Consider the following 13,240-nt stretch of genomic DNA (forward strand, 5'->3'; position numbering starts at 1 on the left):
CGGGTAACCGAGCCGGTGGAATTAGAAGTCTTAGGCGGCGATACCGTTGAACCTACAACCGGCTTGTTCTGGAATTTCCCGTTGGAATAGCTTTTGGGCTCATATGGACGTGTGCTGCCGTAATAGTAGGAACGATGGGAGGAAGCCCAGGTTTGCGAAGAATACGAACTGCCGTTATTGAACAGCAGATGATAAAGCATCAGGTCATCCCAGCCAAAGCCCGACGATTGATGAACAATCGTTGTACTCCCGCCGGAACCGCTGCCGGCCGTCACTTGAGGACTCTCTTGCGCCGCTTCTTTGTCTAGCTCTTTATCCGATGGCAGCGGCAGATTCCAGTCAACGGCAGGGTCATAGTAACGCTTGACGGCCTCGCTTGACCATTCCACCAACTTGGGACCTGATGCCGAGCTGGATACCGTTGGAGTTGGGGTTGGCGATTCAGCCGAGCTTGTTGTTCCGGCGTGGGCCGGCACGGCTGCCAGATTCGCCAGCAAAGCGATACCAAGCGAAGTGGACAGGACCTTGAGAGGAATCCCTTCCTTGATCGTTTTTAACGAATCCGTTTTTTTATCTTCTTGCATATCGAATCCCCTCTTTCCGTCTATTTGTTATTCATCTTTACAACCAGAAGCTCCAGCTGCCCGGCGTCCAGGTTCAGCTTCCCTTCCAGTGTCTGATACTCTTCCCCATGAACGGTCAGATAGTTAACATGCTCAAGCGTCGCGATCATGGCTGCATCCCACTCCCGTTCATCCACTAGCTTTAACCCCCGCTCCGAATCTTTTACAAACAGGACTACCCGCATCTGTTTACGTGCCCCTTTCAGTTGGATGTTCATTGTATACGACGATCGCAAATGGACGTTTCAATTTTTTGGAAGCAAAATATTTACCCGTAAAATAAAAAAAGCACCATCACTTTAAACGTGATCGTGCTCTACTAGCTGTGTCCGCTTAAATGGGAATGACTTTCCGAATTGTAGCATGAAATATTTGGGAAAATAATAGTCCGAAATAACTATTTCCTCTAATTGGAATTGTTGTTTAGTTCTAAACCAATCTAAAAAAATACGAAACATCTCCCTATGGATAACCGTCTATATTAGTATTAGAGATTGCTTAGAGACGGAGGTCGTTCTAGATGAAGGAACAAGCACAGACCTGTTGTGATTTTACTATCGAGGTTATGGGTGAAGGGGTGGCAACAGCCGTACCGGACGAAACCATCGTCACTCTTGGGGTTTCGGGAGAAAGCGACAGCCTTGGAACGCTTCAGACCGATCAGGCCAAGACCATAGATGCCATCATTCAAGCCATGCTTGCCCTTGGCGTGCCGCGGGAATCTATCTCCACCGCGCAATACTCCATTGAGCCGCAATACGATTTTATAGACGGAAAGCAAGTTTTCCGGGGATACAGAGCCGTACATCTGCTGCGAATTACGATAGACGGAGCGAAGGATGCGGGGCGCGTTATTGATGCGGCAGTCGCTCAAGGCGCCAATATGGTATCCGACATAACGTTTCAATCCACTCATGCGGACGAAGCACGGCGAAAGGCATTAACGCTTGCCGTCCGCGATGCCGAAGCGAAGGCGCTTGCGATTGCCGCTACGCTTGGCGTCTCCCTCTCCTCCATTCCTTGCAAGGTTATGGAGTCGCCGGGAAACCGATTCGAGCCTGTCATGTTCAAAGCCGCTTCCGTTCCCGCCGGCGATGTCGGTACCACCATTGAACCCGGAACCTTAACGTTTAAAGCGTCCGTAAGAGTCTGGTATGTGTACGGCTGATAAAAACGGCTGCGCGGACAAAGACTCGCGCAGCCGTTACTACCGCATTTAATAAACCTTCTTCATCAGGTCAACCACTTCGTCCAGCGAGAGACTACCCCTTCATACCGCCCTGCATGCTGAAGCCCTTGGACATAAAGCGCTGGGATAAGATATACAGAACGACCGACGGTATAGCGTACATAACGGAAAAAGCGGCTAATTTGCCGTAATCCGCCATGCCGTACTGCCCAAAGAATTGATAAATCTTGAGCGAAGCCGGGAAATTCTCCGGCGATTGAAGCAAAATGTACGGCACGAAGAAATTGCCCCAGCTGCCGGAGAAGGTGAAGATCGCAACCGTGCAGATGCCGGGAATCATCAGCGGGGCAACAACCTTCCTAATGCCGACAAACACGGAAGCTCCATCGATCCATGCCGCTTCTTCCAGCTCGGAGGGCACGGAATCCATGAAGTTTTTGAGCATCCATATGCCGTAAGGCATCGCCGAAGCGACGAAGAACAGGATAACGCCAAAAATATTGTTGTACAGCTTCAAGGTTAGAAACAGCTGATAGACCGGCACCATTACGGCAGTAATCGGCAAGGAAGTCATGAACAGGATCGTCAGCATAAAAGGCTTCTTGTATCTAAGTTGATAACGCGACAACGGATAAGCCGCCAGAAGTCCGAGTATAACGACCAATACGGCTTGGCTGCCGGACATCAGGAGGCCGATCAGAAAGGCACGCTGATTTTCTTTGTTGGTGAGTACATCAATATAATTGTTCCCCGTCAGATGAGTAGGCGTCTTAAGAGACTGCAGCGCGTTAGCATCTACGGATGCCACAAGCACCCATAGGAGCGGCAGCAGAAAGCAAATCCCAATAACCGTCAATATGGTATAGGGCAGCAATTGAAAAATCCATTTGCGTTGTTTTGCACTCATACAATTGTTCTCCTTGTCCGTTTACTCTTTCATGGAGCGGATATAGAACAAGCTTAGGATAATGCCGATGAACAGCAGCAATAAGGAGATAGCCGTGCCGTAACCAAGCTGGTAATTGACGAAAGCCTGATTGTACATAAAGATCGGCAGCGTAGTTGTAGACGTACCCGGTCCCCCGCCCGTCATCGCGTAAATGAGGCCAAACACGCCTAACGTCTGCAGCGTAACGAGCATCGCGTTAGTTGTAATGGAGTCCTTGATGTACGGAATGGTTACTCTCGTCAGCACCTGCCATTTCGAAGCCCCGTCCACAATGGCAGCCTCTTCGATTTCGCTGGGCACATCATCGAGGGCTGCCTGGAATACGAGCATCGAGAAGGCTGTCCCATGCCAAATATTCGCGAGAATAATCGTGATCATGGGTACCGTGTACAGCCAGGTAACTTCGGTGAAACCAAATGAGGTTATAATCGCGTTAAGCGTTCCTTCATCGGCGAAAAAGCTGTACAAGCATAAAGCGCACACGATTTCAGGCGTAACCCAGCCTGCCAATACGATAGTGCCGATAATTCTCCGAAACCATTTGTTTTTGTTTTTCATCAGCAGCGCAATCAGGAATCCCAAGACCTGCTGGCCGATAACGGCCGAACCAATCAGGAATACAAGCGTATTCCATATACTCGTCCGAACCGTAGGATCCTCGAACATGCGCGAATAGTTATCCAGGCCGACAAAATTCAGATTCTTGGCCGCTTCCCCGGTTAGAGCCAGGTTGGTAAAGGAATAGAATACGGTCAGCAGAATCGGGTAAATAAAAAACACAAGCATAATGGCCACGGAGGGCAGCAAAAAATACAGCCACGTCCATGTCCGCTTTCGCTTTGCCGCGCCATTTAAGGCTATACTGCTCATTCTCGTCTACCTCCTCCGCCTTCAGAAAAAAAGGCTTGCTCAAGCATCCGCATCTGAGTGAAAGGCTTGAGCAAGCCGTTTTCCATTATTTTTCTACCGTCTTATCCGCGCCGACGATACGCGTCACATCCTGCGCGTATTTGTTCGCCGCATCCTTCGCGGACGTACCGGAGGCAACGGACTCGACCATCGTCTGGATTTGCGTCGACACTTCCGGATATTTATCCTGCGCCGGGCGGAACTCGGCATTTTTCAAATAGTCGGTTGCGATTTGGTTAAACGGCATTTGGGTATATTCCGGATCCGAGCCTACGTCCGCGCGTACGGTAATATTGCCCGATGCGATAACCAGCTTTTTCGAGTTTTCTTTGTTCAGGGCGAATTTGATAACTTCCCATGCTTCGTCTTTATGCTGCGCGTTCGCAGGGATCGACAATGCCCAGCCGCCGGCAAGCGTGATGGAGCCAGGCGCCTGGCCTTTGCTTGTTGGCATCGGCGCGAAGCCGAGGACATCCTTGTATTCCGGCCATGGAGCGGCGCCGCCTTCCAGATAGTTGCCGGTAATCCAGGAGCCGTCGAGCGAGATCGCAAGCTTCCCTTGCGGCAAGTATTCGCGGGTAGACGTATTGCCCGCTTGACCGTTTAGAACCTTCGAGAGCGGCGGTCCAAGCTTTTCTTTGTTTATCGTTTGGATAAACGTGAGCGCATCGTTAATGCCTTGGCTTTTCGTAATCCATTTGCCGGTATCGTTATCGTAGAGTCTCTCGCCAGTGCCGTAGAGGAGCATTTCGTAAGTCTGCATGGAGGTCGCCTCGCCAGTTGCCTTGCCCATGTTCATCCAGATCGGCACGACGTCCGGAAGCTTGCTCTTAATGGTTCTCGCCGCATCCAGCACTTCATCCCAGTTCTTTGGAGCCCACTCTTCCGGCAATCCCGCTTTCTTGAAGAGCTCTTTGTTATACCAGAGACCCCTCGAATCCGTATTGTAAGGGACGCCGTATACTTTGCCGTCGCTGGCGGTAACGCCTTTTTTCAGCGCTTCGATGAAGGAGCCGTTCGTCCAGTCTTCCCATGCGCTTACTTTATCGTCGAGCGGCGTCAGATATCCCGCACTAGCGTCGGAGTTCAGAATAAACGTATCCTCCGTTACGATATCCGGCGCGGTGTCTTTCGACTTGAGCGCGAGAGCAATCTTGGCGAAATAATCCCCTTCGGATGCCTGAATCGGAGTAGCCTTAATCTCTATGCTTTTATCCGGGAAGTTCTCGGCAAGCTGTTGAATCCATTTGTACATGACGCCTTGCTCGCCAATGCCGTCATCGCGATAGGTGATCGTAATGACTTTTTTCTCCGTATTTCCCGTTGTGCCCCCGTCGTTTGTTTGACCGGCATTCGTCTCTTTCGTGCCTGTGTCAGCCGAAGTGCTTGGACTGTTGCTTGGCGTGTTTGTGTTGTTCGCGTTATTCGAACAGGCAAACAGCAGCGTCGAACAGAGAACAAGCGATGTGGAAATCGACCAGAAACTTTTACCGCGACCCATCGTAATCCCTCCCTATTAGTCAACCACCCTTGGTTAAGCGCTTCCATGCGGTTATAGTTCATAGATATTTATCTACCTCCACCTTTATTCGATGAAAATCGGAAGATTTGACTATAAGATTGCGACATAAAACTCTATTTAAATGACTTCCGAAAATCGCTTCAAATAATGGCGCTCCATGGCACGAAAAAAAGAGCTCCGGCACTTGTCGTCCGAAGCTCTGAATTCATTATCGTTTTTTAATGATGCTCTCACTTCGTTATCCAAGCCGAATGGAATACTGATATAACGCACCCGGCAGTCCTCTGAATTCGAAGACTCCATTGCTGATTAAGCTCCACATCCTGTATTCGATAAAGCCGTCTCCAATGACCTGGTTAAAATGCTCGAATACCTTCGCTACAACCGTTCCGGCTTTCACGAATCCTTCTTCGTCTCCGCTTTCTTGAACGGCTGATACCGCGGCAGATACAATAATCCCGTCAATCGCTTCGATCTCGCTGCCTTTAATCTCTCCGCCCTGCCAAAGGCGAAGCTCGTAATTTGAATTCGATAGTTCTTCCCACTCCGCCGTATATTGCTGCCGTTCCCGGGAAGATAGAAGTCTCGCATTTTCATAATTACTTACCATATCGCGATAGACTTCCGGATCAACATAAGCTTGCGCAATTGGAGGGACCGTCATATCGCAAAGGCTCTCCGAAAAGTTAACGAGCTGAACCGGCTGCTGCCGGTCCCTTAACAAGTGCATAACGAGCCGCATTCCCGTCTGGTCATGCGAATTATCGGAGCACCATACGATAACGCATTTCTCCTCGGGAATGGCTTTTATTTCCTCTATCATGTGGTCCAATTGCGATTCTCTATTGCGATCATTCAAAACTCGAAACGGAGAAAACCGGTCCAGCATCCATCGCTGCCTGTTCCGTTGTCCTTCCGGCTGTTCCAAATGCTTGATTGGCCCAATCGAGAACAGGTCATTAAATGCGACTACTTTATTTTCATGCCTTCTGCCGGCTTCACTAAGCGCGACTTTCAAAGAACCCGCATCCGAAAGACTAAATACAATATGTACATAACGTTGAAGCCGCTCAATCTCCTCGCGCTTCGAACGTGCTTCTGCAATCCGGTCATCTATAACTTGCAAAAGCTTGCCTGAATCGGAGCTTGCCTCTGCTTCATTAATTAATTCATTTAATATAATGCGAAGCTCCCATTCATTAAGCTCGTTGATAGATTCTATATAACGGTTCATCCATTTCACCTCTCACATTAATCTACCATAAATTTCTAATAGGTTACAAAAAAATACCGTGATCCATCCCAATCGGATACTCACGGTATTTCTATTAATCAGCCAGTTTCACTGGATTTTTAGCAACGTATTTGCCGAACAAGAAACGCACCAGCGGTCCCATAACCACCAATTGAAGCGGGAAGGCCAGCATATAATTGTGAAGGACTATCGTGAAATAATGTTTGATTAACGAACCTTCTCCCAAGCTGTCCGCCACAGAAGAACTGATCAGTCCATACAGCGACATGCTCAGTACCATGCCCGTCACCATGCAGAAAGCAAGCGCCAAAATGACATACAACTTCTTCGATTTATCGTACGGCAGCGCAAAGGCGGCTTTTTTCGCAAGGGGCCCTACGACAAACATCTCCACCGCAAACGCAACCAAAAACCCTAATCCGTATTGCATGATCACTTCTCCGGGAGAAAGCGTTCCGAACAAATCATTACGCATCAGATTATACGTAATCATAACCAGCGCCATCCCCGTCACCATCATTAATCCAAAGTAAAACTCTTCTCTCTTATTCGTCGGCACTATCATCATCCTTTCTGTTCTTCTTGTCATTATAGAGATTCGATCCCCCTCTTCATAAGTGACAAGTGTGTGAACTTTTATGGATAAGGACAGCCTTCGTTACATCCTATTTTCCTTTTCTATAGTGCAGGGGAACATATCCGGTAACCGATTTGAACACACGGCCGAAATGCGTTACGCTGCCGAATCCGACCCGCTTGGCAATCAGGTTAACCTTCATGGAGGACTGCTCCAGCAGCTTTTTTGCTTCCTTGATTCTAACGCTATTCAAATATTCCACAAACGTAAAGCCTGTTGCTTCCTTGAAAAAGCGGCTCAAATAATAAGGGCTTACGTAGAACTTCTCCGCCAGCAAATGAAGCGACAGCTCGTTCATGTAATGGCTGTTCATGTACCGCACAACCTCCGAAATACGCTCATGCATCGGGCTTGGCGATTCAAGAGTCTCCGCTCTGCTTGACTTCACGTGCCGGCAGCAAATCATAAGCATCTGCAAGGCTAGCGTCAACGCGTACAGCTCGAAGCCGGGCTTCTTCTCCGACATCTCCGTCATCATTGTCTGCAGCATAGTCTCCATAGCTAACCGGTCCTGCAGCGTGCATTTAACAATCAGATACTCCTTCTCGAATAACGGATGCAGGACTTCCATATAGCTCATCGCAGCCATATGCTTCTCGTGAATATTGACAATAAGCCGCTCATGCTCCGGCGTTTCCGTATTGGTTGTCCGATGCAGAATATTCGGCGAGATGATCACGATATCCCCTTCATGAATAACAAGAGTCCGGTCCTTTATAAAAAACTCCCGCATCCCGGACATGAGGCAGAAGATTTCGTAGGTACTATGAAAATGGCTGGCGGGCATATTATGGCTCCGGGCTTTGCGGTAAGATACCGAGAAGGTTCCTTCCCCGTTATCGTACTGGAAATCTCCCATCGTTAGCCATCTCCCTCCCTGTTCCTTTTCTATTATTATACGTCTCCGTTCATTTACAGCAAGATATAAGAAGAATTCATTCTTTTCTGCAAAAAATGTACATTTCCTCGTGCTAGCATAAATCTATGACCAAAAGGGAGGCTTATGCAAATGATTAAAACCGTACTTTCCCCCATTCAATGGGCAGAGAAAGCCTGCGAGGCATTAATGGCCAGATTCGAACCGGAACAGCTGCCGCCGGACCGGTTCCATTATCATCAAGGCGTCTTTTTATCGGGAATGGAGAAATGCTGGAAGGAGACGCGAAATCCGAAGTATTATGAATATTTGAAACGCTGGGTCGACAGCCAGGTGCTGGAGGATGGCCGCATTAAGAAGCATAAGCCGGATGAGCTTGACGATATTCAACCCGGCGTTCTCTTATTTAATCTGTACGAGCAGACCGGGGACGAACGGTATGCAAAAGCCCTCCATTACCTTGTGCCGCTGATCAAATCGTGGAAAACGAATCCTTCCGGCGGCTTCTGGCATAAGGAGCATTATCCGAATCAGATGTGGCTTGACGGGTTATACATGGCCGGGCCGATTGCCGTTCAGTACGGCAAGGCGTTTGGGGACAGCGAATATTTTGACCTGATGACCTATCAGGCGATCCTGATGGAAAAGCATACAAAGGACCCGGTTACCGGTCTCCTGTATCATGGCTGGGACGAGACCAAGGAAGCTGCCTGGGCCGATCCGGGAACCGGGCTTGCTCCCGAATTCTGGGGACGCGCGATCGGCTGGTATCCGGTTGCCCTGCTTGAAATGTTCGAGCACCTGCCGGAGGATCACAAGGATAAAGAAGCGCTTGCCGCTATCCTGCAGGATTTGCTGGTCTCGCTTCTCAAATACCAGGATTCCGCTACGGGCTTATGGTATCAGGTCGTCGACAAAGGACATTTGCCGGACAACTGGCTTGAAAATTCCTGCACCGCCCTATACGTGCATGCCATCGCCAAAGCCGTGCGATTCGGCTATCTGGAACCAAAATATTTGGAGTATGCGTGGAAAGGCTACCAGGGAGTTATTGATACGTTAAAGCTTGATGATAACGGTCATGTCGTTATCGGCCAAATCTGCATCGGCACGGGCATTGGCGATTATGCCCACTATATCGCCCGCCCAACGAGCGAGAACGATCTGCATGGCGCAGGCGCTTTTATCCTGATGTGCGTGGAGATGAGCTTGGCACCTCGAACAAACTAGTGAATCATAAAAAAGCTGAAGCCCTCTTCTTAAGAGGCTTCAGCTTTTTCATTTCCGGGCGATTAAGGTATCGTCTGCGCTTCCGGCGAGGTTTCTTCCGAGGCTGCTGCCGCCTCGCCTTGCGAGTGGCGGTACAGCTCCTCGTACACGCCTTGCTGCTCAATCAGCTCGGCATGAGTTCCCGATTCGACGATTGTTCCGTGACTAAGCACGATAATCCGATCCGCATGCATTATGGTGGACAAGCGGTGGGCGATCACGATCGTCGTCCGGCCCTCGGATACGACCTGCAGCGCTCGTTGAATTAGCTGCTCCGTCTGAGAATCGAGGTTCGCCGTCGCTTCGTCGAGAATCAGAATCTTAGGACGGAACACGATAATCCGGGCAAAAGAGATTAGCTGCCGCTCGCCGGCGGATAATCCGCTTCCGCGTTCGGACAGCTTCGTCTCGTAGCCGCCAGGCATACGGTTAATCAGCTGATCTGCTCCGACAAATTCGCAGGCGCGGATAACGTTTTCCCTGGAGATCGACTCGTCAAACATCCGAACGTTGTCGATAATGCTTCCCGCATACAGATAAGGCTCCTGCTGAACCAGACCTACAATCCGGTGAAGCTCGGCCTGCGGGATATGCCTGACATCGTTCCCGTCAATTTGGACGCTGCCCTCGTTCACGTCATAGAACCGGCATAACAAGCTCATAAGCGAGCTTTTGCCCGCGCCGGTTGTACCCACGATGCCGACCATCTCGCCGGGACGGATATGCAGATCAAGTCCGCGGAAGATCGGAGTGCCGTTCCCGTAGCTGAATGAGATATTGTTATAATCTACACGACCCTGAACGGCGTCATGGTTTATTTTCACAGGTTTGGCCGCATCTTTGATTTCGGGCTCGACATCGAGAACGCCCCAAATCCGGTTGACCGCTACCGTAGCGGACTGCAGCGTGTTCCACTGCTGGGTGATGGCATTGATCGGCTGGAAGAACTGCCGGATGTACGTAATAAATGCATACAATACGCCAAACTCCATCGTATGCCCTAGCACAGTCTTCCCCCCGGTCCAGACAACGAAAGCAATGGTCAGGTTCCCGAGCAGATCGAAGGTCCGGTTAAACGTAACCGCCGTACGGATCTCGCGGACATTAGCCTTGAAATAATCCTCGTTCCGCTCCTTGTACAATTCGCCCTGCGCCTTTTGCTGATGGAAGACTTGAATGAGGCTCATGCCCGCCAGATTCTCCGCCACAAACGCCACAAGGCGGGACAAGCGCGTCCTCGCCATCTGATACGTCGTGCGCATGAAGGAGCGGAAACCAATCGCGATAAGCGCAATTATCGGCAGCAAAAGCAGACAGTACAGCCCTAGCGTCGTATCCAGATAAAACATCATGACCAGAATGGAAACCAACGTCAGGCCATCCCTCAGCAGGGTCAGCAATACCTGGTTGAAAAACTGGTTAACCGCCTCGGTATCGCTGGATACATGCGTAATGAGGCTGCCGCCGGACGTTTTATCGAAGTAGGACATCGACAGCTTGGTAATATGCTCAAACAGCTGTTTCCGGATGCGGGCTACGATGCTCTGGCCGGCATCCTGCAGCAGGTTATTTTGCAAATACGTAAACAACAAGCTTGAGAGGGATAAGCCGAGATAAATCGCGCAGATCGCAATCAAGCTGCCGTAATCGTTCTTGCCCACCATCAGATTATCGTCGATCGCGATTTTGACCAAATAAGGCTGGAACAGCTCGGAGGCAATCGCAATAATCGTACAAATGGCTACCAGCGTAAACGTCTTCCGGTGCGGACTAATATAAGATTTCAGTATGCGAAAAGCGGACTTGTATTGCGGCTTAGGCTGCTTGCCATTGCCATTGCCGGACTTCTGGTCCATCTGCCAGTTGTTAACGGCTGTCGGCATATTGGCTTCCCTCCTCTTGAATCGCATGGAGCTCGGCATAAGGTCCAGGTTCCGCAAGCAGCTTCTCATGCTTGCCCCGCTGAACGATCTTCCCTTCATCCAATACGATGATGAGATCCGCATGCTTCAAAGCGCTGAGCCGGTGCGCGATAATAATGGTTGTTTTTCCTTGACGCTCCTTCTGAATCGTGTGCACGATCTCGGATTCTGTCACCGCGTCGACGGCGCTGACGCTGTCATCCAGGATCATAAGAGGTGCCTGCATGATAAAGCCGCGCGCCAGACTTGTTCGCTGACGCTGCCCGCCGGATAACGTGACGCCCCTCTCTCCCAGCTTCGTCTCGAAGCCTTCCGGGAACTCCGCAATATTGTCGTAAATACGTGCCTGCTTGGCTGCAGCATGAATCTCGCCCTGACCGGCCTGCCGACGTGCAAAAGCAATATTCTCGCCAATCGTTGTGCTGAACAGGAAGCCGTCCTGAGGGACGTAAGCAATCTGCGTGCGCAGGCTCTCAAGCGTGACTTCGCGTATGTCCTCGGATCCGACATGAATGGCGCCTGCCGGCGGATCGTATACCCGGAGCAGCTGCTTGACAAGCGTTGTTTTGCCGCTGCCCGTACGCCCTACGATGCCAAGCGTCATTCCGGGTTGAATCACAAGGTCAATATGCTGCAGCGAAGGCTGTGAAGCACCGGGGTAAGTAAACGTCAAATCCTTCATGCGAATCGGACTTGCGGACAGATTAACCGCTGCCGCATGGTCGGTCTCCACGATATCCGGCTGAACCGCGATTAATTCGTTAAGCCGCTGCAAGGATGCGCGCGACCGCTGAACCGTATTGATAACGTTGCCAATTTGCTGCAGCGGGTTCATCAGCATCCGTACGTACAGTGTCAGCGCAACGAAATTACCAAGCGAAATATCTCCTTGTATCGTTAAGTAACCGCCGTAAGCCAGCGACACAATAAGAGACAGGTTCCCGAGGAAAGGCACCGTTGCCTGGAACAAAGAGCTGATCCGTACCAGCGACAGCTGGTTGGTCTTGATCTGATCGACCTTGGCGCCAAACCGCTCAATCATAATAGGCTCCACTGCAAACTTTTTCGTAACACGGATACCGCCGAACTGCTCCTCGGCCGACTCCGTCATCGTGCCAAGCGCCTCCTGCACTTTGCGTGAACGCTGACGGATAACCGGACCAATCTTGATGACGATCCAAGGAATGAAGATAAGCGGCCCCACGGAAGCAGCGATGAGATAAAGCGGAATATCGCTAAGAATCATCGCTCCAACGCAGGAGACCAGAAGCATGGAGGCCATAGCCGTCTGGTTGATGCCCATCGAGATGGATTCCCGGACGCCGGTTACGTCGTTCATGAAGTAGTTGAGCATTTTGCCGACGCCGTTCTTCGAATAATAGTGCTCGCTAAGACCGGAAAAATGAGTAAATAGACGACGACGGGTCATGTACTCGAACAACCGTCCGACATACATGACCAGGTATTGACCGTATCCTCCCAGCAGGGCATATCCCGCTCCAATCAGAACCAGCATCAAGCTGAAGTGCGCAACATCCTGGGAGCCAAGCTCTCCGCCCTTCAGCTTATCCGTAAAGTCCCCAAGCACCTTCGGGAAATAAGCGAATACGATACTCGCTGCCGCATGAAGGGTGAACGATCCGAGATAGATATGCCAGGTCTGCCTGAAATACGGCTTTAACACACCTTCTGACTTCAAGACTCATCACTTCCATTAGTGGATTCGGAGCTGCTCTCTTCCCCAGCCGTAGCCTCTTCGGAAGGAACGTCTTCCTCAGGCAGCTCGTGTAGCTGAAATACGTGAATAAACTCTTCCATAATGGCTTCCGTCGCCTTCAATTCGCCGCTGATTACCGGTTTAATCGCTTCGAAAGCCGGATCATTCAGCTGGCGCAGCAGCGTTGTGCGGGTAATCGTAAGCTTCTCGAGAAAAGCAAGCGCCCTGCCGCGGCGAAACGTCTGCGCCTTGCCTCCGTCCCGATTCTTGCAATCCTCCTTGAAGGGATGCCTGCCTCTGTGTCCTTGCCCGTTACGCAAATATCTATGCCTCCTTCAGTTGTTGTATACGTTCGTATACATTTCTCTTTA

At 50.4% G+C, this 13,240-nt stretch carries 13 protein-coding genes; 2 read left to right on the forward strand and 11 right to left on the reverse strand.

The genetic code is table 11. The annotated features are described in order from the left end of the window. Both PGL01S_RS25185 and PGL01S_RS25190 read right to left on the reverse strand, forming a co-directional pair. The coding region (locus PGL01S_RS25185; RefSeq protein ID WP_127497537.1) for a hypothetical protein at positions 1 to 584 on the reverse strand (584 nt) is incomplete at its 3' end. A gap of 20 nt (positions 585 to 604) precedes the next feature. Continuing rightward, positions 605 to 808, reverse strand: a complete 204-nt coding sequence (locus PGL01S_RS25190) for a hypothetical protein (RefSeq protein ID WP_244935753.1) — start codon at positions 806 to 808, stop codon at positions 605 to 607. Positions 809 to 1,143: 335 nt separating this feature from the next. Here PGL01S_RS25190 and PGL01S_RS25195 point away from each other — a divergent pair, with 335 nt between their 5' ends. Next, entirely contained in the window at positions 1,144 to 1,791 is a 648-nt protein-coding gene (locus tag PGL01S_RS25195; RefSeq protein ID WP_127497541.1) for an SIMPL domain-containing protein, read from the forward strand. A 94-nt stretch (positions 1,792 to 1,885) separates the two neighbouring features. Here PGL01S_RS25195 and PGL01S_RS25200 read toward each other — a convergent pair whose 3' ends face one another. The 6 genes from PGL01S_RS25200 to PGL01S_RS25225 form a co-directional block, all read right to left on the reverse strand. Further along, entirely contained in the window at positions 1,886 to 2,719 is an 834-nt protein-coding gene (locus tag PGL01S_RS25200) for a carbohydrate ABC transporter permease (protein WP_127497543.1), read from the reverse strand. 21 nt (positions 2,720 to 2,740) lie between these two features. Continuing rightward, a complete protein-coding gene (locus tag PGL01S_RS25205) occupies positions 2,741 to 3,631 on the reverse strand; it encodes a carbohydrate ABC transporter permease (protein WP_127497545.1) in 891 nt (296 codons plus the stop codon). A gap of 85 nt (positions 3,632 to 3,716) precedes the next feature. Next, a complete protein-coding gene (locus tag PGL01S_RS25210) occupies positions 3,717 to 5,171 on the reverse strand; it encodes an ABC transporter substrate-binding protein (protein WP_127497547.1) in 1,455 nt (484 codons plus the stop codon). Positions 5,172 to 5,430: 259 nt separating this feature from the next. Further along, entirely contained in the window at positions 5,431 to 6,426 is a 996-nt protein-coding gene (locus PGL01S_RS25215; RefSeq protein WP_127497549.1) for a DUF1835 domain-containing protein, read from the reverse strand. 94 nt (positions 6,427 to 6,520) lie between these two features. Then, positions 6,521 to 7,015 (reverse strand): DUF2798 domain-containing protein, encoded by a 495-nt coding sequence (locus PGL01S_RS25220; protein ID WP_127497551.1) that lies wholly within the window; start codon positions 7,013 to 7,015, stop codon positions 6,521 to 6,523. A gap of 97 nt (positions 7,016 to 7,112) precedes the next feature. Continuing rightward, positions 7,113 to 7,943: an AraC family transcriptional regulator gene (locus PGL01S_RS25225; protein WP_127497553.1), complete on the reverse strand. Its 831-nt coding sequence runs from the start codon at positions 7,941 to 7,943 to the stop codon at positions 7,113 to 7,115. A gap of 150 nt (positions 7,944 to 8,093) precedes the next feature. On the opposite strand from PGL01S_RS25225, the gene PGL01S_RS25230 reads away from it, so the two are divergent. Beyond that, complete coding sequence (locus PGL01S_RS25230; RefSeq protein ID WP_127497555.1) at positions 8,094 to 9,191, forward strand: glycoside hydrolase family 88/105 protein; 1,098 nt, start codon at positions 8,094 to 8,096, stop codon at positions 9,189 to 9,191. A gap of 62 nt (positions 9,192 to 9,253) precedes the next feature. Here the strand turns inward: PGL01S_RS25230 and PGL01S_RS25235 are convergent, their stop codons facing one another. The 3 genes from PGL01S_RS25235 to PGL01S_RS25245 are packed head-to-tail and all read right to left on the reverse strand — an operon-like array spanning position 9,254 to position 13,189. Further along, positions 9,254 to 11,113, reverse strand: a complete 1,860-nt coding sequence (locus PGL01S_RS25235) for an ABC transporter ATP-binding protein (protein WP_127497557.1) — start codon at positions 11,111 to 11,113, stop codon at positions 9,254 to 9,256. Then, on the reverse strand, positions 11,097 to 12,851 hold the full coding sequence (locus tag PGL01S_RS25240) for an ABC transporter ATP-binding protein (protein WP_127497559.1): 1,755 nt from the start codon (positions 12,849 to 12,851) through the stop codon (positions 11,097 to 11,099). Before PGL01S_RS25240 ends, PGL01S_RS25235 begins: the two co-directional genes overlap by 17 nt. Further along, positions 12,848 to 13,189, reverse strand: coding sequence for a hypothetical protein (locus PGL01S_RS25245; RefSeq protein ID WP_127497562.1), 342 nt, complete (start codon positions 13,187 to 13,189; stop codon positions 12,848 to 12,850). The genes PGL01S_RS25240 and PGL01S_RS25245 overlap by 4 nt, the downstream gene beginning before the upstream one ends. Positions 13,190 to 13,240: the final 51 nt, after the last annotated feature.

It is taken from the genome of Paenibacillus glycanilyticus NBRC 16618 (genome assembly GCF_004000805.1).
Taxonomy (GTDB): Bacteria; Bacillota; Bacilli; order Paenibacillales; family Paenibacillaceae; genus Pristimantibacillus; species Pristimantibacillus glycanilyticus.